Source organism: Ancylomarina sp. YFZ004, from assembly GCF_054254355.1.
In genome coordinates this window covers 211,716-236,795 of the sequence record NZ_JBTCHQ010000008.1, presented here as the reverse complement: position 1 = coordinate 236,795, position 25,080 = coordinate 211,716, and the positions used below count along the sequence as shown (strand labels likewise).

16 protein-coding genes are annotated in these 25,080 nt (G+C 35.5%); 13 read left to right on the top strand and 3 right to left on the bottom strand.

Going from position 1 to position 25,080, the window contains the following annotated elements:
• The first annotated feature begins 185 nt into the window (after positions 1 to 185).
• The 3 genes from ACXR6G_RS13910 (at position 186) to ACXR6G_RS13900 (ending at position 8,534) form a co-directional block, all read left to right on the top strand.
• Entirely contained in the window at positions 186 to 4,637 is a 4,452-nt protein-coding gene (locus ACXR6G_RS13910) for an Ig-like domain-containing protein (RefSeq protein WP_458362044.1), read from the top strand.
• Between the two features lie 487 nt (positions 4,638 to 5,124).
• Positions 5,125 to 7,050: a PA14 domain-containing protein gene (locus ACXR6G_RS13905; protein ID WP_458362043.1), complete on the top strand. Its 1,926-nt coding sequence runs from the start codon at positions 5,125 to 5,127 to the stop codon at positions 7,048 to 7,050.
• Between the two features lie 668 nt (positions 7,051 to 7,718).
• Entirely contained in the window at positions 7,719 to 8,534 is an 816-nt protein-coding gene (locus ACXR6G_RS13900; protein ID WP_458362042.1) for a hypothetical protein, read from the top strand.
• A 9-nt stretch (positions 8,535 to 8,543) separates the two neighbouring features.
• On the opposite strand, the gene ACXR6G_RS13895 is transcribed toward ACXR6G_RS13900, so the two are convergent.
• Entirely contained in the window at positions 8,544 to 9,236 is a 693-nt protein-coding gene (locus ACXR6G_RS13895; protein ID WP_458362041.1) for a YjjG family noncanonical pyrimidine nucleotidase, read from the bottom strand.
• A 776-nt stretch (positions 9,237 to 10,012) separates the two neighbouring features.
• Here ACXR6G_RS13895 and ACXR6G_RS13890 point away from each other — a divergent pair.
• The 8 genes from ACXR6G_RS13890 to ACXR6G_RS13855 all read left to right on the top strand — a co-directional run bounded on the left by ACXR6G_RS13890 (position 10,013) and on the right by ACXR6G_RS13855 (position 20,041).
• A complete protein-coding gene (locus tag ACXR6G_RS13890) occupies positions 10,013 to 11,920 on the top strand; it encodes a C-type lectin domain-containing protein (protein WP_458362040.1) in 1,908 nt (635 codons plus the stop codon).
• A 37-nt stretch (positions 11,921 to 11,957) separates the two neighbouring features.
• Positions 11,958 to 12,848, top strand: coding sequence for a hypothetical protein (locus tag ACXR6G_RS13885; RefSeq protein ID WP_458362039.1), 891 nt, complete (start codon positions 11,958 to 11,960; stop codon positions 12,846 to 12,848).
• A 47-nt stretch (positions 12,849 to 12,895) separates the two neighbouring features.
• Entirely contained in the window at positions 12,896 to 13,780 is an 885-nt protein-coding gene (locus tag ACXR6G_RS13880; RefSeq protein ID WP_458362038.1) for a hypothetical protein, read from the top strand.
• Positions 13,781 to 13,799: 19 nt separating this feature from the next.
• Positions 13,800 to 14,708, top strand: coding sequence for a hypothetical protein (locus ACXR6G_RS13875; RefSeq protein WP_458362037.1), 909 nt, complete (start codon positions 13,800 to 13,802; stop codon positions 14,706 to 14,708).
• Positions 14,709 to 14,744: 36 nt separating this feature from the next.
• On the top strand, positions 14,745 to 15,425 hold the full coding sequence (locus ACXR6G_RS13870) for a hypothetical protein (protein ID WP_458362036.1): 681 nt from the start codon (positions 14,745 to 14,747) through the stop codon (positions 15,423 to 15,425).
• 6 nt (positions 15,426 to 15,431) lie between these two features.
• The gene (locus ACXR6G_RS13865; protein ID WP_458362035.1) at positions 15,432 to 16,133 is read left to right on the top strand and encodes a hypothetical protein; all 702 of its coding nucleotides are present in this window, start codon (positions 15,432 to 15,434) and stop codon (positions 16,131 to 16,133) included.
• 48 nt (positions 16,134 to 16,181) lie between these two features.
• Entirely contained in the window at positions 16,182 to 18,737 is a 2,556-nt protein-coding gene (locus ACXR6G_RS13860) for a T9SS type B sorting domain-containing protein (protein ID WP_458362034.1), read from the top strand.
• 242 nt (positions 18,738 to 18,979) lie between these two features.
• Positions 18,980 to 20,041, top strand: coding sequence for a PorP/SprF family type IX secretion system membrane protein (locus ACXR6G_RS13855; protein ID WP_458362033.1), 1,062 nt, complete (start codon positions 18,980 to 18,982; stop codon positions 20,039 to 20,041).
• Positions 20,042 to 20,101: 60 nt separating this feature from the next.
• Here ACXR6G_RS13855 and rsmI read toward each other — a convergent pair whose 3' ends face one another.
• On the bottom strand, positions 20,102 to 20,815 hold the full coding sequence (rsmI, locus tag ACXR6G_RS13850; protein WP_458362032.1) for a 16S rRNA (cytidine(1402)-2'-O)-methyltransferase: 714 nt from the start codon (positions 20,813 to 20,815) through the stop codon (positions 20,102 to 20,104).
• Between the two features lie 101 nt (positions 20,816 to 20,916).
• Positions 20,917 to 21,588: a hypothetical protein gene (locus tag ACXR6G_RS13845; RefSeq protein ID WP_458362031.1), complete on the bottom strand. Its 672-nt coding sequence runs from the start codon at positions 21,586 to 21,588 to the stop codon at positions 20,917 to 20,919.
• 343 nt (positions 21,589 to 21,931) lie between these two features.
• On the opposite strand from ACXR6G_RS13845, the gene ACXR6G_RS13840 reads away from it, so the two are divergent.
• Together ACXR6G_RS13840 and ACXR6G_RS13835 are read left to right on the top strand one after the other, a co-directional pair.
• Positions 21,932 to 22,510: a thymidine kinase gene (locus ACXR6G_RS13840; RefSeq protein ID WP_458362030.1), complete on the top strand. Its 579-nt coding sequence runs from the start codon at positions 21,932 to 21,934 to the stop codon at positions 22,508 to 22,510.
• A gap of 44 nt (positions 22,511 to 22,554) precedes the next feature.
• Positions 22,555 to 25,023, top strand: coding sequence for a bifunctional UDP-N-acetylmuramoyl-tripeptide:D-alanyl-D-alanine ligase/alanine racemase (locus ACXR6G_RS13835; protein ID WP_458362029.1), 2,469 nt, complete (start codon positions 22,555 to 22,557; stop codon positions 25,021 to 25,023).
• Positions 25,024 to 25,080 lie beyond the last annotated feature (57 nt).

Genomic DNA, 25,080 nt, shown 5'->3' with positions numbered 1-25,080 from the left:
ATAGAGATGACCTGCCTGCTATGATTCCCCTTTTTATTAGAGCTTGCAACTAATAAGCTGCATATTAGAGTGTTATATAATGTTTTACACAATACTATTCTTATGTTAGTTTATTGTGTTCATAATTGTTATTTTTGAGCCCTTTTTGTTGATTTTAATAATCTCTACCGAAAACTGTGCTCTTCATGAATAATCTCTATATAAAATTCTCTTTACTAATTTTTTCTCTTTGTCTACTGAGTGGCTCTCTCTTGGCGCAGATTAATATGCCTATTTCTGGACACACAAATATAACAGTAACAGGAGGAGAAAATTTTTATGATAGTAATCTTGGGGAAAATGGTAATTATAAAAATGGTGAATCCGGAACTATTACTTTTAAAACTACGATCCCAGGAGCTGTGATTCGGGTTGTCTTTGAAGAGTTTTCAATAGAGGAAGGAATATGGAAAGGTGGCAATGGTAATCCTCGACTGGAAAGTTATTATGATTACTTTGAGGTGCGTAATGGTGCCTCTGTTATTAAGTATGAGGGGAATAATAGTCCAGGAACCATAACTTCTTCAACGAATTCTGTGTCATTCCACTTTTATTCTGATGGATCAGTTGAAAAATTAGGATGGAAAGCTAAAGTTGAGGTCTTGTCAAGTCCTTGTTCTGTAGGTTCTGATCTCATTTGGAGTGAAAATTTTGAGGGGGCTAATCAAGGGTGGACGACTACTCCTTCAGATTGGAAAAATGATCATACTTCTGCAGTTTTCGGTGTTACTAATTTACCAACAGGAGGTAATGGTTTTGTTAGTTCTTATTTAGATACAAAAAATGGGAGGCCTCAGCAGTATGGCGTTTGGACTTCAAACAAGATATCCATATCCAATTATTCAGATGTAAGATCTTCTATAGATGTTGGATCTTGGGGTGATGAGATGGAAAATGATGATTACTTACGCATTTACTATTCTGTTGATGGAGGAGAAGATGTTGAGTTTTCAGTCAATGGCAATCATAAAAATGATATCTCGGCTCAAACTACCTGTACTAATATTCCAGAGGGAAATGAATTAACTCTTAAGGTGGTTACCAGAAATACTTACACGGATGAGCACTACTATATCGATAATGTGATTATTACTGGAGAAACAAAGAGATCTGATGCGGTGACTTTGGAAGTTAGTTCTACTTCCATAGATGAATATGGAGGAACTGCAAGTATTACTGCCTCAATATTTGAGGCTCAAGCTCTTCCTGTTACAGTTCATTTAAGCTATTCCGGTGCAGATGCTTCCAGTTATTCTGTCGCCAATCAAATTGTGATTCCTGCAGGTGCCACATCGGCAAGTATTACTTTTTCTGCAACAGACAATGATATTTTAGATGGTGATCGGGATGTGTTGGTTCAGATCACTTCGGTAGATAACGGTGTAGAAAGTGGAACACAAAGGAAAACTATTACAATTGTTGACGATGAGGAAGTGTCTGAAATTGAAATTCCTTTTCAGCAAAGAACCTCCCAAAATACTCCATACCAGAAAATATATAATATTAAGGGTGATTTTACCATGATTGGGAATACTAATCTTACTTTAAAGGATTATTATGATAGTGGTAGATATAGTAATAATAGTTATGAAATGATATATGTTGATACAGATTCAGATGCTTCAACATTTAATTCTTCTTCTGCAACTTTGACTTTCTCGGAAGAAAATGGTGCAAAGCCACAATGTTCTGATATTATATATGCAGGCTTGTATTGGACAGGTCGGGCTGATTCTGGTTCCTTGACATTTACTGAAAGGATAAATGGAAGTAACAAAAGATTGGATAAACGCAAGGTATTGATTAAACATGCTGGACAGCCGGTTTATCAGTCTGTTACGGCTAACACTGATGATGTTTATTATCCTGATGGTTCTCAATCAAATATTTATGCAGCCTATGCTGAGGTTACAGATTATGTGCATGATAACGGGATTGGCGAGTATTTTGTTGCTGATATGGCTTTAAGTGATGGCGATGGTGATGGTACTGGTCTTTGCGGTGGCTGGGGTTTAGTCGTTGTTTACAAAAATTCAAAAATGAAGTGGCGCGATGTGACGCTTTACGATGGTTATGCTTATGTAAGTCATTCCGGAGCCGGCAGTACATCTTATAATATTCCAATTTCCGGTTTTAAAGCTGTTCAAAGTGGGGATGTAAATATCAAACTAGGCTTAATGGCCAGTGAAGGAGATGTGGTTTTTTCAGGAGATTTTATAGAAATTCAGAATGCGGCTAGAGATGATTGGACGAGATTAAGTCATGGTGGAAATACCACAAACAACTTTTTTAATAGTTCGATTGAGACTGGTGGAAATGATCGTAGCCCAAATCTGACCAATAATACAGGGGTTGATATTTCAATGTTTGATGTGCCTAATGATGGAAATCTAAATATTGCTAATGGACAAACTCGTACAAAATTTAAATATGGAACAAGTGGGGATTTTTATGCGATTTTTGCATTGGCCATGGCTGTTGATGCTTATGTACCAGAGGCAGAAGCAACCAATGCTATAATGACCATTGGTGGAGATCCTATTGCTGATGGTTCTATGGTTGAGCCTGGTCAAGAAATTGTTTATCAATTGGATATTCGAAATAGAGGGACAGAAGCTGTTGATGATTTACGTATTGTGCTTCCTATTGCGTATACTACCGATTTTGTTAATTCAACTGCAACTGTAGCTTTCTCTCCAGCTGTTAACAATTATTATTATGACCCATCGGAGGGGGCTACTGGCTCTATCATTTGGGAAATTGGTAATTTGCCAATTCCCCCGGAAGGGCCCGATCAAATTTTGGGTTCACTTACTTATACTGTGAAAGTTACAGAAGATTGTGCTATTCTAGGAAATCCCAATTGTGATCCTTCTGTAGGTATTGGTGGAGGAGGAGGGTCTTCTGGTACAGGAGCAAATTCGGGAACATCTATTACGGGTTTTAGTATTATACAAGGGTATGTTACAGATGGTGATTGCGTTGGGGAGCCTATTACTACCCCTATCGAAATACAAATTGATGCTGAAGATTATGTAAAAACAAATTGTACTGTAGACGAAATCGACTCAGGGCAAGAGTATTTTTTCTGCAATATGGGTGCCTCAGGATCTATACCTATAGGTGAGGTTAGTGATAATTTTCCTACGGGTTGTCGTTTTTATGATTCTTATCCTATTATAGATGGCATAACTGAAGAGTTTACAGTTTCTAATGATTTTCTTGCTGATGTTGGAACAAGAACTTATTATGCTGTTCCTCCTGGTTATACGTCTTGTTTTTATACTTTTAAAATTACGGTTAAGAATATTAGTTCTGTTCCTTCAATAAGTGATTTAGATTATTGCGAAGGGAATTTAGCCAGAAAGCTACAAGCGACGCCAAGCCTGACTAGTTATAAGTTGTATTATTATACCGATGCGATTGGTGGTACTCCGCATGTTAGTTTGACTCCTAATACGGATGTTGTTGGAAATGTGACTTATTATGTGGCAGAAGGAGAATCTTCAACATGTTTGAGCCCCAATCGTGTGGCGGTAAATGTAAAAGTTAATTCTTTACCAACAGTTCCAACTGGGGATGTAAGTCGATCATTCTGTGAAAGTGCAACCATTGCAGACTTAGTTGCAACTAGTGCTAGTGATGTTGTTGATTGGTATAGTACTTCAGCAGGAGGCTCCGTATTAAACAGTACAGATGCTTTATCGAGTGGTACTTATTATGCCGAGGGAAGAAATGTGATAACAGGCTGTGTAAGTAGCAGTCGTCTTCCAGTAAGCGTAAGTGTAAATCCCTCAGTTTCTGTTAACGCAGGCTCAAATCAAAGAATTTGTCACGGAAAGTCAGTTGTATTGACTCCGATAGTTAGCCCAGCAAGTGGTTCTTTTTCATACGAATGGCGTATACAGGGTGGGACAGACATATTGACATCGATTAAAGATTATTCTTTTGTTGCAGTAGGAGATCCTAATTTGAATTCTACAGTTAAATATGAAGTAACAGCAACGGATGTGCATACAGCTTGTTCGTCAACTGATGTAGTAAGTATTACTAATTTATCTACTCCTGCTGCAACGACAGTTACTTCTTCCAATCCATCTTGTCCTACTTTAGATAGTGGTAGTATTACATTTAGTTTTTCTAATCATCCAGATAGGACAAACATTCAATTTAGTATAAATGGCTCTAGTGGAACGTATGAAAATTCTGCAGATAATGGGGGATCGTATATTTTTTCAGGTCTAGTTGCTGGAGATTATGATGTTTACGTGCGTTGGGGTAATCGTGAATGTCCATTAGATTTGGGCATTGTGACTTTAAAATTAGAAAATATTTCTGATATGAGTTTTAGTTATACTGAATCTGCTTATTGCTCAAATGAATTAGATCCTACACCTAGCATTACTACGTCAGGAGGAATTTTTACATCAACAGATGGTTTATCTATTGATAGTACAACTGGTGTAATTGATTTGAGTGCATCCACTAGTGGTACTTACGTTGTAACATATACTATTGATGGAGATTGTGGGGGTAGTTCAATTCAAGAAGTTACTATTAATACTTCTCCAAAACCAATTGGCATCTTTTTCGACTAATTAAGCTAACTAGATTCATTGACATTAAATGATAAGTTGCTTTTGTCAGATTCCTATTATCTCTGTACCTGTTCCGTAGAAACATTGGATTTACCCAGCCCTGTTCCATAGATGATCCGTGTTTGTTCCAGTCTTGATATGGAATATGAATGAGTTTTATGCCTAAATAAAGGATAAGAATTAAAAGGTAGTTGTGGATATAAGGGTGAATTTCGGAGAATGTGTTAATTGGAAAAGCAACTTGGTTTTTAAATCCAGTTAGCTCCCAAATATATTATATCTCTGAAAGAGAATCTTCAAGCTGTATAATCCCAAGAAGAGTTCCTATGACTCTAACAGTGAATGCTCACGCAAAACCCATAGGCATCTTCTTCGAATAATCTTCAAATTTAGTTTTCATAATAGATACATGGTCAGTTCTGTGTAGTTATTGAATAGATTAATTTATTATTTTTAGGCACTTGCTTAAAGATTTAATGCTTAATCTATGAACTTACGAAAGCTCTTACTTATTGTTTTATTTATATTTCAGACTGTATTCTTGTATGGTCAAACTTTAACAGTTCCCACTCCAGATCAAGTTTGTTTTGGTGAGCAAGGAAGTATTCAAGCTTCCATGAGCAGTGGGCCTGGAAATAATAGAAGATACAGGTTTGATTTATACTTGAATTCAAGTCGAATTGATCGAATAACAACAAGTAACACTTCTGTTACTTTTACAAACTTGCAGATAGGAACTTATTCTGTACAGGTATATAAAGTGAATAATGGAGGTAATAATCCGACTATTGTTGATTCAGAAAATAGCATTGTTTTGAATGCCGAAACAGAAGTACCTATATTTCAAAACCCACAATCTAATATAGCTGAAAATGCATCCAATAATGCTTGTGGAGCAATCGTTTCGTATACCTACCCTATTGCAAATGATAATTGCACATCAAGAACGAATAGTATCTCTGGCTACTCTTATTTAGGGACTCTAAATGGACATACTTATTACTACTCAAATAGTTCTGTTAATATAAATGCTGCCACACAAAATTCAGTAAATATTGGTGGACATTTAGTTACGATTAATACTCAAGCTGAAAATAATTGGATCAATAATAAGGTTGGTGAAGTTTGGATTGCCTACAACGATGCCGCAAGTGAAGGTAATTTTGTTTGGGTGACGGGTGAGAGTAATGGCTATGAGAATTGGAATAGTGGCGAGCCTAATAATTCTGGAGGAGAGGACCATACAGTTATGTATTCTAATGGTAGGTGGAATGATTTGAGAGGGACGAACAATAGAAGGTATGTTGTGGAGTTTCAACCTGCAATTATTACTCAAACAGCTGGTTTACCTTCAGGTTCTTTGTTTCCTGTTGGAACAACGACCAATACTTTTCTGGCGACAGATAATTCCGGAAATACGGCAACACATAGTTTCGATGTGATTGTTACAGATAATACACCTCCTGAAATTGCTAGCCTTAAGGCTGAATATTACAATGGGAGGAGTTTTAATACATTGATGGAAACAATAAATGTTAGTGAGTTAAATTACAACTGGGGATCTGGAGCACCAGAATCTAATCTTGTTGGGACAAATGATTTTTCTATTCGTTTTCAAGGAAACGTAACAGCTCCTCAAACAGGAACCTATACCTTTTATACGACCTCTGACGATGGCGTTCGTTTGTGGGTTGATGGTACAAGAATAATAAACAATTGGACGAACCATGGTCCCACAGTGAATACAGAAACATTCAATTTAACAGCTGGCCAATCTACACCAATTAAACTGGAATATTACGAGAATGGAGGCGGGGCTGTTATTAAGCTGGAGTGGCAAGGACCAGGCTTGGCTCGTGAATATGTAAAAGATAGTGGTGGTGGAACATGCACTGACTTAGTTTTGGATTTGAGTGTGTCAGGGGCTGCTACAATTGATGTTGATGATATAGACCCAGGTTATACGGATGCTTGTGGGATAGCTTCAAGAGTGTTAAGTAAGACCAATTTTACATGTGGTGATGTTGGAGATAACGATGTTAGCCTAACTGTTACTGATGTAAATGGGAATAGTAGTTCTTGTAATATTAATGTACAAGTGATAGGTACTCCTGATAATAGTCTGGGAATTGTTGGAGACACAAAATGTGATAATGAAGATGCAAATGTCACAATTCAAAATAGTGAACTTGCTGTCTCTTATTCTTTATATTTAGGTGCAACACAAATTGGAAGTGCAGTTAATGGAACTGGGGCTGACTTAAATATTGTAATCTTAGCTTCTGATTTACCTGTGGGAAATAATTTGATCGCCATAAAAGCATCTAAAGGTGCTTGTGAACTAGATTTATTGAATAATGCGCCAGTCCTTATTACTCCCAAACCAAATCCTGTGGGAATTTTCCATGAATAAATCTTATATCTAATTAGAATAAATCCTTTTATATAAAAGGATTTGTTTCTGTGATTATCGTTTACTTAATGTTTTCGAATCATTCTTCTTGTATCTTTTGACAATTACTGAATCTCCGCCAAGTTCAGAAAATATCTACCAATGGTTGCTTCGGCTAATAGTTGTGAGCCGAATACCGAAGCCGGGACAATATTTACTGGGACAAAGCAGCAAACAGACTGTTCTTGTATAGTTCGCGCAACAATTTCTTTATTTAGACAAGTATATAAATCTAGTGTTTGCATGAGGGCCTATTCTTCCTGTAATCAGGTTCTTATTTAATCCTTTTTCCTGTTGGAATCTTTTATGAGTAGTTGACGTTACATCTATATTTAATTATGAAGATTATATCTGAGTGTGGATGTGTAAACATAATATAGAATAATTCTAGATTGTATTAAATTCTACTGTTAATAGTGACTTGGAGACTCTACTTGTTTTAGAATCAATTTTAGTTAATAATATATTTTTTAAACAAATGTTCGTTTTTGGATTTAATATCTATCTTATTGTAAAGTTTTGATGATTAAATTGCTTGTGTCTCAAATGTGTTGAATTATTTGTTTGGAAATGACGTTGGAGCAGTTTTGCTTCTATGTCACTTTAGATAAGAAAATAAGTATTGTTCTATGAGAAATTATTTTATAAAAGGCATCTTATTTATATTTAGTTTTATGGTTAGTTTTTCTTTGTTTGCTAGAACAATTAACGTTGGAGTTGAGGAGGTTTATGAGAATGGACTGACATCTTCTGTAGAGATAATCGTTAAAGGAAAATTGGTTGTGTATGGGGATTTAATTATGACCAATCAGAAAGATTTAATAATAGCAGAAGGTGGGATTGTAATTGTTACAGGAAATCTGTCTATAGGGAAGAATATTAGTGTTTCGACTTCAGGCTATTTGATTGCTAATAGTTTTAGTGCTCCCGGGAAATGGGGAGGGAAATTTAAGGTAGGAGATAAAGATAAAGTTTACATAAATAGTATTTATGTTCAGTCGGGTGATTTGAAACATTTACCTGTGTTGGAAACTGGAAACCATTTTACAATTCCCGCATTAGAAGGTAATAATCCAGATATCTGGGATTACTTTCAGAAAGTAAGTACTGGAGCTACGGGAGGTACTATTGAGATTGTTGGCAATCCTAATAGTTGTTCTGAGGCCTCTTTACCGTCAATTGTGAATAAGACTGAAGCTTGGCCTGCTGCTTATGATTCTTATTCCTGGGAATACTCATCCACCACGATTGATTGGACAAGCACAGGAAGTTTAAATATTGATCTCGTTTTTATTCCTGATTTTCCGGAGCCTGGCCTTCCGGTAGGAGCTTATTCTTTTAGGCGAAAAGTTATTAAAAGTAATGGCGCTGGTGATCCTAAGTACTCCGGTGAAGTAACTGTTACTGTCAATCCTTTGCCTGCTCCAATTGGCATATTCTTTTAATAAGGGTCATTAAAATATATCAATCAATTCCTTCAGGTTTTCAATCTCAAAAGTCGGTTCTTCTTTATGATTTGCCTTTTTAGGATTGAAATAGATGTGATCCATGCCCATATCACGTGCTCCTTTAATATCGGTGTTTAGGTCGTCCCCAATCATGATGCTATTATTGACCTGAGCTCCTGTCAGATTAAAGGCAAAATCGAATATTTGTGCATGCGGTTTGTTAGCACCCGCATTTTCAGAAGTTATAACCTCTGTGAAATAACTATCCAGTTTTGAATTTTGCAGTTTTCGCCCTTGCACCTCATTAAAACCATTGGTGATAATATGTAGACGATAGTCTTTTCCTTTAAGATATTCTAAACAGGAGTGTGTGTTCGGGAATATTTCAGTTTGTAATGGGCTGAGTTCAATGAAATCTTGAGCAATTTCTTTAGAAAGTGCTATGTCATCCAGGCCAGCTTCTTTTAGTGTTAGGTAGAATCTTCTGTAGCTCAATTCGTCTTTCTCGATTCGATTTTGGTAATAAGCGACCCAGAGTTTCTTATTGTGATACTCATATCGATTCTTGAAAAATAAGAAATTGCCAAATGTGTTTTGAAGACCGAAATCTCTAAAGAGTTGTTTTAGTGTTTTTTCTGAATTTTTATCGAAATCCCAAAGTGTTCGATCCAGGTCGAAAAAGATATGCTGATATTTCATATTGAAGTCTAGTTTGTTCCAAAGGTATTTTAAAATAGAAAAGAACCTAATTTTTTGTATCAATTACTGACAGACTCTTTAGATCTATTGGTTTCTTGTTTTTTCTTGACTTTGTAATTTGTTATCTGGTGACGAACGTCTGATTAACATTGATAAAAGGTTTTTTTTAAAAGATTAAGCTGTTTTTTTGGATTAGTGTTAAAAAAGTTTAAATTTGAAAGCTAGATCTTTTAACTTTTAATTGTAATGACCTGTTATTGAGTTCTATTTTTCAGTTTTTATAATGATGTTTTTCAATCTTAAAGGATGAAGTTGAAGTTTTTTTTGACAAAAAAAAGAGGGACTAAATTATAAACAAGAAGTGGTTCTTTTAACAAGGAACTTGAGATTCAAGTCATATTCTTAGGAGTAATTAACTTCACATTAGAATATGCTTATTTTATTCCTGTTAAGAAAAATGAAAATAAGAAAACTTAATTCTATTGGGGTGAGGAATTGACGATGATCAGAATGCTGTTTTGGTTAACGGCTTGAAATATAGTTTACATAGTTAAGTTTTTTTGATTAATGTAATTGTCGGCAAGTGTTACAATGTTTATATTTGTCGGCTTTGTGATTTGAGTTTTTGTAAGAACATAAGATCTCTTAGTCTAAAATAAGGGTTGATTATTAAACCCTCTTAGTTTGTGTTTTATGTTATTTTGTTTATATTGAACTTATCTACTGAAGGGAGATTGAGAGGTTTTCAACTGATTTTGATAATAAAACATTAGTATTTGATTAAAACTATACACATTAAACTTCTACTATTATTTAGCCTGAGCATTCTGTTCGGGCATTCTGCGTTGGGGCAAACCGATATAGAAAATGACGTTCCAATTGAACAGCATGTTTGTGCAGATACAACTATTACTTACACCTTGTTTGGCTTCCCAGGATCAACAATAGAATGGTATGTTGATGGTACTCATTTGTCAACTAAAGATTTTGTTGTTCCCAATAATACAGTTGATCCTCCTGCTGATGGAGGTAATGTGGTTTTTGAAGGGGCTACCTATAATCAAGCTATTTTAAACCACATTTGGACTTTATCTGGAGTTAATACATTAGAGGATCATACTCTTAAAATTCAAGAAGTGTCAGCGGATGCTGCAGCTTGTTCGACTGGAGTATTGAATCCCGGATTATTAGTTCATGTTCATGCAAAACCATCTATATCTGTTAGTGCCAGTTCTATTGCTGCATGTTCTGGAGGTAGCGCAACCATTACTGCTACAATGACTCCTGCTGTTTCGAGTTTTCCCGATGTAGTGAAATATCAGTATCGTTTGAGACAAGGCACTGACATTATTCGTGCTTACCAGTTTTCTAATCAGTTTTTAGATGTTCCTGTTTCTCCTTCAGATTATAATGTAGATTCTCGCTATGTCGTTGTTGATGGTAGTGATAATGTTCTTTATGTAGTAAGAGGTAGTTTTAATTCTTCTGCACTTAGCGTTGTTGAGGATGCAGACACTACAAACCCTGTTTTTGCAGATAACCTTAATAATCTAACTATAGATGCAGACCCAAATAAATGCTCAGCTATTGTAACCTATAACAATCCTGTTGTTACTGATAACTGTGCTTTTGTTGAAGATATGACGGATTATACCTTTATAGGTAAGTTTAATGGTCACTCTTATTACTTGTCTGATACGCCACTTAATGCGACTAATGCGAACAAAGCAGCTTTTAATGTGGGAGGGCATTTGGTAACTATTGAAGATGATTTGGAGAATGATTTTTTACGTGACAATTCCATCCTTAAAGCGAATGTTTCTGAAGGGATTTGGATTGGATTAAATGACTCTTTAATTCAAAGTGATTTTAAGTGGGTAACAGGTGGAACATCTAGTTATTATAACTGGAATGGAAGTCAGCCAAGTGATAACTCAGGAGCAGAGGATTGGGTAGAGCTTTACGTGAATTGGGGCGGTGATAAAATTGGTAATCATCCTGAAAATGGAAAGTGGAACGATAATTCAATATCACAAACTAAAAAATATGTTGTTGAATTCGAAGGTCCTCGATTCACTCAAACTTTAGGTTTGATCTCAGGTAGTGCATTTCCTATTGGAACAACAACCAATACTTTTGAAATTATTAACTCAGTTGGAAGTGGAACAGGAATTTTCAAATCTTTTGTGGTAATTGTAACCAAAGAAAATAATTTAGCACTAGTAGATGTAACAGGAACTACAACACCCGAAACAGATGCAGGAATTGTAAATGGAATACACTGTCCAGACTTAAATGACTTACAAGCTGTGATAGCTCCAATATCTAATCCTGATAATAAATATGACCCAGGAACGTCACAAGTTCAATTTAGAGTAGATCGTTTATGCGTTACGGGCGATTGGTCTTTTCGATACGAGGTTAATGGGGCAACTGTTGTTACAGGGGGGATAAAACTGGATACAGATTCGGGCAGCGCTACTGATAATTCAGGTGTGATTAGTGTGACTGCAGCGGCAACTTATGTATTGTTTACTATTGATGTAGACAATGTAGTTGGGACTGCTTTACCAATACCTATTGATTTTACAATCTCAAATGGAGGAACAAATAATGCAATACAAGATGCAATTACAATACGACACAAGTTGAAAATTATACCACAAATTGTGGGTTTTGAATAATAAAAATCAATAAAAACAACTGTAAAATTAACATATTATGAAAAAACAATTACTCTCATTTTTGATTTGTTTGGGAATCATGATGATTTCCTCTCAGACTTTTGCACAGGCATTAGATGCTCCTGGAATGAAGTTGAAGCCTTATGGTGGAGCTACCTATTCTTATACCTTTGACGTAGCAGTTGGTTTGGAATACGAATTCTATTTTAGTAATTCTGCTGATGGTATTAACAAAGTTGGATTAATTAATGACCTAGCAAGCATCATGACTGGTGCGGTAGGTACTGTTGATGCTACCAACCCAGCGAGTGTATCTATTGCATGGGCAGATAATGCCGCAGCAACGTACCCTTCAGGTCTTTGGTTATTTGTTGATGTTCATGCTGCTGATGAAACAACAATATGTCATAATTATAATGCTGTTTTTATTCAACCACTTGGTAATAATTTTGACGTTTTAGTTACCAATGATTTAACTAATACAAGTGCAACAAGTGATGTTTGTCCAGATTTAACAGGATTTAAAGCAGTAGTTGCACCAATAGATGTATATAATTCAGGAACAACCGCAATGAATTTCACCTTTACAAGAACAGGTTCAACAAACGCTTGGAATTTAGATTTCGATATCAAGCAAGTTGGAACAGGTGGTTATACTTATAGTTTAGATGGTGGGACAACTAAAACTTCTGTTTTGGGTGGTGCAACTCCAACAACTATAACTAATACAGCTGAAACTGGAGTAGCTGTACCTGGGAACACTCAAACCCTACAAATTATTTTAAATAATAAACCAGGAGATAGACCCGAATTTACAGTTACTGTAACAGATGCTACTGATGCTTCTACTTCTGTTAGTGCTAAGACCGTAGATCCAAGTGTAGTTGAAACAGTTAAGATTATGCCGGTAATTGGTGGATTTAATTAGTAAACTCAATATAAAACTTTATATAAAATTCAATAAATAAAACATATATGAAAAAATTATTATTATCACTCGTTGTTTGTCTAGGCTTAGTATCCTTTGCCAGCCAAACTTTTGCACAAAGTAATGCTTTGGCACCATTTAATGGAGCAACTCATAATTATACATTTCAGAATATTCAAGCTAATGCTGAATACGAGTTTTTTGTAACTACAGAGAATAAATTCGATGCTACGCGAGTTTCAAGCTTTGGTGTTTTCGTTGGAGCCACAGATGTTGAAAAAGGAACCATTGCTACTGGAGGTGGTTCTGCTACTGTAGACATTCAATGGGATGCTGCTGCAACTGGTGTTGCAGGTGGATTTTATCTTTTTCTAAAGGTTTATACTCCTGCTCTTGATGGAACAGACTGTGAAAGCGCCAATTACAAGGCGGTACATATAGTACCAGTTGCAAATATCTTTAATATTGCTATTGCTGATATTGTTACTCCAGACCCTTCTTGTCCAGATCTTGATGTTACTTTCAGCCCTCTAGTCGCTGTAGCTGGAGATGGTACAAATAGTGGATATGTTGCTGGTAAAACAACTTTGACTTACACTGTAACACCTGTGAATAGTGCTTTGGCTGATGAGTGGTCATTCCAGTTTGATATTACAGCTGTAAATGCTCCTACTTCTTACACATGGTCTGTGAATGGAGTAAATGGAACACAAGCAAATATTTCTGATATTCAATCAGCAATTATTTCAGGTGTGTCCACGAATATTGTTATTGTTTTAGATAATCAACCAGGTGTTTCCCCTTCATTTACAATACATTTTGACAGTGCTCGTAATGAAACAACTGAAACTAATGCAACAGTGTCATTGCCTGCAAATCTAACTCATACAGTTAAGGTTATGCCAAGTATTGGAGATTTCGTTGGTATCTAATTTTAAAAATAAATAAAATATGAAAAATATCTATAAATTATTAATTGCACTAGTTGTTTTAGTGAGCTCTGTAGAGCTTACTAAAGCACAAAGCTCTACATTTGAGAAACCTTGGCCAGGATCTTCTCACACTTATAATTTTGATAATATTGATGGAGGAAGTACAACGACCTGGTATATTTCTAGAGCTGCAACAGTAGGTGCTACCCCAATTACTTTTGCTGATTTTGCAAATTCTGAGTTTACTCTATCTACTTTAGATGGAAATACTGTAGCAGATGCGTCTGGTAATTTATCAGGAACAGCAATTTCTGATGTTAGGATCTTTTGGACAGGAAAAGCAACGGGAACTTATTATCTGTTTGTTGATGTTGAAAATGATGGTTGTTCTAATATTAAAGGTATCCAAATTGATGTTCAAACCGGTCTATTTAATGCAATACTTGCCGACGTGACTGGTTCTACTACACCAGGTACAATTGATCCATCAGACCCTGCAAGTGATATTGCAACACTTACTTGTCTTGATCAATCTACAATTAGTCCGATTGTAAATTCAGATCCTGATAATTATGACTTAGGTACTTCAGAAACTGTGTATCGTATTAATCGAGAATTCACTAACACGACTAATGGATGGCAAGTTGCATTTGCAGCCCTAAGAGCTGATGCTTCTATTACTAGCGTTGTTGATGCTGGTGGAACAGCTATAACAACTGCTGCTCCATATGTAATTGCTGGTGATCAAGATTACGTATTAGTAACTGTAACTGTTGTAAATAAGTTAATAACTCCTGAGTTGATTTTGACTTTGGATAAAGATCTAACTATTGATACTGTGACTTTAGCTAAAGACACTGGATCTGGCGATACTGTTACGCATACATTTAAAGCACTTCCGACAATTGGTGTTATGAGTGGAAATTAATAATAAATGAAAATAAACACAATATATAAGACACTTATGGTTTTGGCCATAATCATCCTCTCACTTGCTTCGGCAAGTGGGCAGGATGCTTATACTGTTGTGCTTAATTCTCAAGTAAAATATCAAGTACCGGTTAATGCCGATGTACAAACATATGTTTGGAAAGTTTATACCAATACCGATTTAGACTTGGAAGCAAATGCTTCTACACAATGTGAAGTAACACCAGTAGATGGTGAACCCAATGCCATTACTATTAAATGGCTTGATGATGGAGATTATTATCTTACATTATATGCAACCGGAAATAATGGTTGTACGAATATAAAGGCGTGGAAATACACTGTGGTTTCAACACCAACAATTATATTTAAAGATCTAACATCAGATGATTGTGCTGATTTAGATTCACAATTTGCTACTGAATTGGTAGTGATGTTTAACTCTGGTACTGAGTTACCAGAATCACAATACCCGATTACAGTAAATTATCGTCTAGATGATACTGTTGATCGAACTGCAATTGTAAATTTTGCAGATAAAATGTTCCAAGTAGAGGGCATTATTGAAAATGAAATTAGCGATACAACAAATCATATAAGCATAACAAGTGCAACAAATAGTTATGGAGGGATTTTGAAAATAGTTCCTGGTCAAGAAATACATACAAGAGAAATTTATAAGAAACCAAATATATCAACGATACAACTAAATTAAACCACTATGAAACTATCTAAAATATTCGGAGTACTATTTATTAGCTTAATCGCATTTGTAGGAACTGTTAATGCACAGGATCAAACTGTGACTATTAATACATCTCATACATATAATGTAGACCCTGTTGCAGGCGTAACTTATACTTGGGCAACTGCAGGTACAAGTGATGATTTAACATTGCAAACTGGAAATTCGATCACGTTTGTTTGGGCTACTGCAGGAACACATGATTTAACAGTTTTTGGTACTGATGGTAATGGCTGTATTACAGAAACAAGAACGTCTTCAATTCTTGTAGTAGGTGCTGCTTCAGTAATGTTTGCTAGTGATGCAAGTAATATTTCAGTAATTGATTGTTCTCCATTATTAGGAGGTGCTTTAACTGTCAGCGATTTTGATGTTGTATTTACTGGTGGTGTAGCTCCATTTGAATTGACATACTTAATTACTGCTATTGATCTTACAACAACAACTCAAGTAGTTACAATGGGTACTGCAGGTGATCCAACTCCATTAACTGGACAATTGAGCCTTTCAGATTTTGAAAATTTAACTTCTGGTGATCAAACCGTAAGTATTCAATTAATTAGTGCGAAAACTGCCGATTTAGGTATAGTCGCTGTTGATGGTGATGTTGCGAATAATACAAGAAGCGTTACTGTTCATGGTAAGCCAGTTATTTCAGGAACTATTACACTTAACTAGTGTATAGTCTATAAATTAGATTTTAATAAATTAGAATAATAAAATAATATGTTGAGAACCTTACTACATAAAACACTGCTAACTGCAATAGCTATCCTCCTTGGGGGATTGGCTGTTGTGGCGCAGCATAATGTAGTAAAGGGAACAGCATTGAGCTTTAAGGCTGAAGAGAATACTGCTATTGATTACCGTTGGGAAATTTTCAGTGAAGACGCTGGCACAACAGTTAATCTAACTTCTAAGACTCATATTTCTGAGGAGTATACCTTTAATGTTTCAGGTAAGTATCAGGTTAAGGTTTATCCTGTTGATAAGCTGAATCGTTGTTTGGGAGAACCATTAATTCTTGAAGTTGATGTTGTAGGTGAACTACCTACAATTATTTTCGACGATTTATCTACACCCTATGTTTGTTCTGCAAATAATGGTGTTAATCCGAAAGCTGATATAGCTTGTACCGTGAATTACACAGGACCACTACCTTGGACATTTAAGTATTCTGTAGACAGAGAGCCTGCTGTATTACCTCTGGGAGCTGAAGAAATTTGGACTTCGACTTTTGATTTCGTTGTGACTATTAGAAACACATCAGGAAGAAAGTCTCGTTCTGAAATCATGATTGTTGAAGCTAAGAGTGTTTCAGGTTTAGAAATTGTTGAAAATATCGACGACCATAGAGTTGAGATAGATGTACTAGGTTTACCAGATACAAAGTTCTTAGATTTTGAGCCTACGGTTATGCTTGGAACTTTACAATCGTATAAGGCTAATATTCTACGACACGATCCGGATATTACACCAAGTTCGTCAGATAGAAGTAAGCGTTATGAAATTTTTGTTCCAGCAGGAGCGACAGTATTGAATGAATACACCACTTTATTGGCTGACGAACTTCATTCTGAATTAAGTTTTGACATTCAGTGGGGAAATGAACTGGGTGCTAAGAAAGTTAAGTTGATTGAGAAGAATGGGTTTAATTGTTATGGTGATACAATTGTCGCTAATATCAATGTGATTGAATCCTTCCTGGTTGATTTAGGTGGTAATATAGATGTTTGTAAGGGGGATGAAATAACGCTTACACCAAGAATTAATATGACTGGATCTTTCACTTACGTATGGTCTACGGGTGAAACATCTGAATCGATACAAGTTCGCGAAGCCGGTAACTACACATTAACGGTTACTGAAACGGTTTTCAATAAAACATCAACTGCAAGTGTTCAGGTTAATCTTCTTGATTTACCAATTGTTAATTTAGGTGATGATTATGAACTTGCTGATGGAGAAATTAAAACATTGGATGCAGGATTAAATGATACTTATTTATGGTCTAATGGAGAAACCACTAGAACAATTGATGTTGATAAGAGTTCTTTATATTTCGTTACTGTAACTGGTTCTAATGGCTGTGAGGCAAGTGATGAAATTAATATCACAAGTGTGAATGATGTTTTTGCCATCGAATTGGGTGGTGATATTCAAGCTTGTGTTAATGATGAAATTATTCTTAATCCAAATCCAAATATCTCTCAGAATTATAAATACAAATGGAGTACTGGAGACGAAACTCAAACCATCAGTGTACATGAATCAGGTACCTATTCAGTTGTAGTAACTGATGATGCAAATAATGTGAAGCGCGATGACATAGCTGTTTTATTCAATGCTTTACCAATTGTTGATTTGGGTGCTGATCGTTATATCTATGAAGATGAAACGATAAGTCTAAATGCTGGTGATGTTGGAGCTGGTGCTACTTATTTGTGGAATACAGGTGAGACAACTCAAACTATTGATGTTACAACAGAAGGTGTTTTCAGCGTAACTATAACCAATGTAAATGGCTGTTCTAATACAGATGAACTGACATTAACGAGTAATGGTGGTAAGAAATTCACCGTTGACTTAGGCGATGAAATTGAAATTTGTGAAGGTGACAGAGCCTATCTGGAGCCAACAATTGATAGAGATATTGATGCGACTTATTTATGGATTCCAGGACAAGAAACAAATAGTGGTATTTATGTCGATAAGAAAGGTAAATATTGTGTTGAAGTTTCTGATGCCTTCGGTAATCAAGAAACAGCTTGTGTTGATGTCATAATAAATTCGTCACCAATTGTAGATTTAGGCGATGATATTACACTTGATGCTGGTGAAACGGCCATATTAGATGCAGGTAACGAAGATAGTTTCTTCCAATGGTCTACAGGTGCAATTGCCCAAGTTATTGAGGTTGGTACTGCTGGTGATTACTCAGTTGCTGTCACAAATCCTAAGAATTGTATCGGTAGAGATGAAGTAAATGTATCATTTCCACAGGGTGAAGATTATGTTGGATTCCCATCAGGATTTACGCCTAATGGTGATGGAAATAATGATGTTCTTTATGTGCGAGGGAATAATATTAAATCTGTTGCGTTTATTATCTATAATAGAGGAGGACAGCAAATATTCCAATCGAATCGACTTGAAATTGGTTGGGACGGAACTTATAAAGGCCAGTTGCAACGAATGGATGCTTATGTCTATTATTTGAATGTTACTTTTGATAATGGAACCTCAGTACAAAAACGAGGTGAAGTGACCTTAGTTAACTAAATTGTGACGAATGGTTCAGTTCTGATGCTGATTGAATTTTGTTTTTGATAGAACATAAATCCCCAATAACGAATAATTAAAGAAAGCTTAAGCTTCAGTAAAAAAATATTAGTAATTTAACGCACAATAATTTGGGGGTAATAAATTTTATTACCCTTTTATATTGATAAATTTGATACATTCAGCTTTCCTTGTTATATTCAATTGGATTTAACCTTAGGAAGTAATTCTATTATTCGAGTATGAATAAATATAAGATACTATTTATTGTATTTATTATTTTTTTAGGATTGAAGCATGTTTCTGCACAGCAGGTATATTCTTCTCAGTTCTACTCGATGCCTGTGTTCCTAAATCCCGCATTAACAGGTAACTCTGATTACAATGTTAGAACCGGTGTTAATTATAGGAACCAATGGAATTCTGTCACAACCCCCTTTGTTTCTCAAGCTGCCTATATCGATGGAAAATTATCATTCCCGTACCTTGGTGCTTCATGGTTAGGTATTGGAGGGGTTATTTTTAACGATAAAGCTGGTGAAGGTGGTCTGAAAACCAATCAGCTGATGTTGACAACCTCAATTAACAAGAGTTTGAATACCGGGAATACCTTGTTTTTTCATGGGGGTATAGGTATCGAATTGGTCAATAAATCAGTTGATTATAATAAACTGGTTTTTGATGAACAATGGGATGGAACAATTTTTAATAAAGAATGGGAGAAAGGCGAACCATTAGGTAGACAAACCCTGTTTTATATAGATTTTTCATTAGGAGGAGCTTTCACATATTTTAGAGGGAAAACAAAATATTTCCTCGGTATGGCTGTTTCTCACCTTAATCAACCCAATGAATCTTTCTATGAAATTACGAATAACTTGAAACGAAGTTATAATTTTCATGGAGGTATAGAAACAAAGTTAAGCTCACGATTATATATCAAGCCAGAGTTTATGTATAAAAGCGAGTACCTAAGTACAGAAATTGTAGTGGGTGCTAACTTTACAATGGCTACGGGTGATAAAGGAATTGTTTTGCATTATGGCGCATGGTATCGAAATAAGGAAGATATTATTCCTACAGTAGGTTTCCAGAAGAATAGATTTAAGTTCCTTCTATCTTACGATATTGATGTATCAGCTCTACAATTGACCTCTGCCAGTAAGGGTGGGTTAGAGATATCCTTGACTTATAACTATAACTATTCTAGTCCAAGAAATGTGAAGCGATTAGAACGTAGAAGAAAAGCTAAAAAGATTGGCGATAAAGCTATCTCTTGTCCTAAGTTTACGAACGAAGACTAATAAAAATAAGGCATAAAAAAAATCCCCTTATCCATAGGAAAAGGGGAGAGATATAAGATCTTACATTCGATCCTTCTTAATGTATTCTTTCTTCTTTTTTTCGATCACTTTACCACCAAGCACAATTACGATTTCTCCTTTCACTGTTTTTGCTGTAAAGTGAGCAATAAGTTCACCTAGTGTACCTCGGGCATTTTCTTCATACAGTTTTGAGATTTCACGAGAAACAGATGCTTTACGATCTTCTCCCATATACTCAGCAAATTGGGTTAATGTTTTTACTAAGCGGTGTGGCGATTCGTAAAAAATCATTGTTCTTTGTTCTTCAGCCAACTCGGTGAGTTTGTTCTGACGACCTTTCTTCTGAGGAATAAAACCCTCGAAGCAGAATCGCTCGTTCGGAAGGCCCGAATTGACAAGTGCTGGTACAAATGCTGTCGCACCCGGAAGACATTCTACTTCAATATCATTATCTATGCAATGCTTGACTAGAAAAAAGCCTGGATCTGAAATTGCCGGCGTTCCTGCATCAGAGATTAAAGCAATAGTTTGACCTGCTTTAATACGATCTACAATTTGCTGAGAAGCTTTATGCTCGTTAAATTTGTGATGTGATATTAAAGGCTTGCTAATTTCATATCGCTTCAGTAAAAATCCAGAAGTTCGTGTGTCTTCAGCAAGAATGATATCAACAGATTTTAAAACATTAATGGCTCGAATGGTGATGTCTTCGAGGTTTCCAATTGGAGTTGGGACTATATAAAGTTTTGACATGTAAAAGTGTATTGCAATTACTAATTAGTGCACAAAGATAAGGAGATTGTAATGATTACTAGTGAAAAAAAATATTTTCCAGTTCAAATATTAGAATTAGCCTATTCGAACTTTCTTTTGATGAGATCGAAGAATTGAATAACGGTATCTTCCTCACTATTCCACTGTTTCGTTTTAATAAAATGTGAAATGATTTCTTTGCAGTCGTCTTGACTATTTATATAATTTATTGCTGCTCTATAGTCTTCAGAATTGTTACCAAAAAGCTCACGAATAAATAAGAATTGATCATTTACTCCAATGGCGGATTGAATATCTACGAGCTTTGATTTTTGGATTTTCTCTTGTAGATTATTTCCTCTGGAAGCTTGAAGTTTATCATTAAGAGTTGGTAGAGCTGTTTCAATATTATTTTTAATGGGCTTTATGACCTGGATTTCCTCTTCAATATGATTCGTTTCATTTATAGGTTTAGCCTCTTCAATGGTCGATGCTTTTATAAACGTAGATGGAATTTTCTCTTCTTCTACAGTAAACGTTGATCCATTGTCTGAATTAAGTTCAGATTCAATTGATTTTGACTTACAATCAATTTCTTGATTGTCTAGATTTAACTTTAGAATTTCAATATCCTTATTCAAGCTAGCTAGTCGAGATTCTAATAAGGGAAATCCACTTTTTAAGTCATCTTGTTCATTCTGAAAATGAATGATTAGGTTTTGAATTTCTTCAATATTATTTTTTATGAGTTGTATGATTAGATTATTGTTCATTTTTTCTGATTATTAATTCAAACTGAAATCTTAGCCTAAGAATAGCACTCATCTTGAAAGATTAGAAATGAAAATTAACCCATTGTTTGATTTATCTCATTAATACGGATTCTTTCAAAATAAGGTATCCAATAGGGATATTAAGAGGAAAAGGATCTGTAAAAGCTTGTTAATAGGTGAATTTTATTCATATCAGCATGAGTTATCTTAAATACTGAGTTTTAATAATTCACTTGATTTTCAGCCCAATACAACTTGGTGATAATATCCCGCAAATTACTAAATAAATTTAGAGCTTTTCTTATTTTTGTGTGACGAAGTAAAATGACTAAAGAAAATAAATATGTTTCTTGAGAACGATATTAGTAGTGCAGGTAGTAGAGGATGGATTGAAGTTGTTGCAGGTTCAATGTTTTCTGGAAAAACGGAAGAGCTAATCCGACGATTGAATCGAGCTAAAATTGCCAAGCAGAAGGTGGAAATATTTAAACCTAAGGTTGATACACGCTATTCTGATGATGAGGTTGTGTCACATAATGCCAATGCTATTCGCTCAACACCTGTTGAAACTGCAGCGAATATTTTACTCTTGTCAAGCGATGTTGAAGTTGTTGGTATTGACGAGGCACAGTTTTTTGATGATGGTCTTGCAGAAGTTTGTAATGTACTCGCTAACCAAGGTATCCGTGTCATTGTAGCAGGTTTGGATATGGATTTTCAGGGGAAACCTTTTGGTCCAATTCCGGCACTGATGGCTACTGCTGAATATGTAACTAAAGTACATGCTGTTTGTATGCGATGTGGTAATTTGGCTCAATATTCACATAGACTTTCTGATACCGATAAATTGGTTCTTCTAGGCGAAAAAGATGCTTACGAACCTCTATGTCGAGTTTGTTATCGTAAGGCTCAAAGCAATTAATTACTTATCTTACAAGGTATTTATTCTTCACTTAAGATCTGATTTTGAATTCATCTAAAACATATCAATTAAATCATATCGCCCAAATTGTTGGCGGTACCTTAGTTGGGCATGGTGATTTTGAAATTGACCGTCTCTCCATCGATAGTCGTACTCTGGTTTTAGCATCTAAAACTTTGTTTTTTGCTTTAGTTGGGGAAAGACATAATGGTCATGATTACATTCAGGACCTCTATGATAAAGGAATCCGGGCTTTTGTTGTAAGTGAAAGTATTTTCTATAGTAATTTCGAAGATTGTAACTTTATTGTAGTAGCAGATACGCTCAATGCTATACAGAAGCTCAGTGCGTACCATCGTAAAAACTTTACTTATCCCGTTATTACAATTACAGGTAGTAATGGGAAAACGATAGTAAAAGAGTGGTTGTATCAAGTTTTAAATCCATTGTATCGCATTGTTAGAAGTCCTAAGTCATATAATTCACAAGTTGGCGTGCCTATTTCGGTATGGCAAATGACTGGTGAGGATGAATTAGCAATTTTTGAAGCTGGTATTTCTAAGCCTTGTGAGATGGATAAGCTTGAGACAATTATTCAGGCAACGGGAGGGATTTTCACCCACTTAGGATCAGCTCACCTAGAGAATTTCGAAGACGCAAAAGCTTTACTAGATGAAAAACTGAAACTATTTGCATCTTGTGAGTGGGTCGTTTATTGTAGTGATAATACTCGAGTAAGTGATGCAATAGAAGAACGATATGCAAAGGACAAAGAATTGCTGAATTGGTCTCGTAAGACAGATGCGAAATTGCAGATTCGTTCTGAAAATGTTCATAAGGGAAAGGTAGAGTTGAAGGCTATATATAAGGGTGAAGAGAAAATGATTCTTCTGCCATTTATCGATAAAGCCTCAATTGAAAATGCAATCAACTGTTGGTTGACTTTCCTTTATTTAGGCTTATCAGATGAACAAATATATAAGGGGTTTTGTGATTTAGAGGCCGTCGCCATGCGTCTGGAACTTAAAGAGGGACAAAACAACTGCCTTCTGATTAATGATTTTTATAATTCGGATCTCGGATCTCTTGCTATTGCTCTTGATTTGATGAATCAGCATGGTAAAGAAAGAAAGAAAACGGTTATCCTATCTGATATCTTTCAGTCAGGTTTTCAACCCAGAGATTTGTATTCACAGGTTTCTGAACTACTCACTTTAAATAAGATTGATAAATTTGTAGGTATTGGGGATGATATTGCTTCTCAGGCAAAAAACTTCCAGTGCGAATCGGTTTTTTATCCAACTACAGAAACATTCTTAAGTGCTTTAGATACAAACGTATTTAAAAACGAAATCATATTGATTAGAGGTGCTCGGGATTTTCGATTTGAACGGATTTCCAGTGCCCTTCAATATAAAGCTCATAGAACCATACTAGAGGTCAACTTGACAGCTATGGTGCATAATTTGAACTATTTTAGATCACTTCTTCAGCCGAAAACCAAACTGATGGTGATGGTAAAAGCTTTTTCCTATGGAAGTGGTTCAACAGAAATAGCAAATCTTCTTCAATATCAGCAGGTAGATTATCTGGCTGTTGCTATAGCCGACGAAGGCGTAGACTTGCGAACCAATGGGATAAGTACACCCATTGTCGTCATGAACCCTGAGCTACATAGTTTCGAAACGATGATTGACTACAATCTGGAACCAGAGATATATAGCTTAAGTGTACTAAAGAGTTTTGAATCTATTCTTAAAAGATCAGGTCTGAAGAATTATCCGATTCATTTAAAATTGGATACTGGCATGTATCGTATGGGTTTTGTTGATCATGAACTTGATGAATTAATCGGCTATTTGAAAGATAATCCTCATTTTTATATTCGATCGATATTTTCACATTTATCTGGTTCTGACGAAGAAATTCATGATGATTATACAGAATCTCAAATTGACAAATTTGAAAAATGGAGCAGTAAAATTCGTGTTGCTTTCTCATATAAAATCGATCGACATATTCTGAATACTTCAGGTATAGAGCGATTCCCAAATGCTCAGTTCGAAATGGTTCGTTTGGGTATAGGACTTTATGGTGTAAGTGCTACTAAGCAGGATATGTTGATGAATGTTAGTAGTTTAAAGACGACTATATCGCAGATAAAATCGGTTGAGAAAGGTCAAACAGTAGGTTATAGCCGTAAGGGGAAACTGGATAAGAAAAGTCGAATCGGTATTATTCCAATTGGCTATGCTGATGGTTTCAATCGGAAGTTAAGTAATGGGGTAGGTCAAGTATTGGTTAATGGAGAATTAGTATCCGTAGTTGGTAATGTATGTATGGATATGTGCATGATTGATTTAACAGATATTGAGGCAAAGGAGGGGGATTCTGTTATCATTTTTGGAGATGATTACTCTTTAAGTAGAATAGCTGAGAAGCTAGATACTATTCCCTATGAAATACTAACAACTGTATCACGTCGGGTAAAACGTATTTATTTCCAGGAATAAGGCTAAAAATAAAAGCATAAAAAAAACCGATGATCTGATCATCGGTTTTTTTATGAT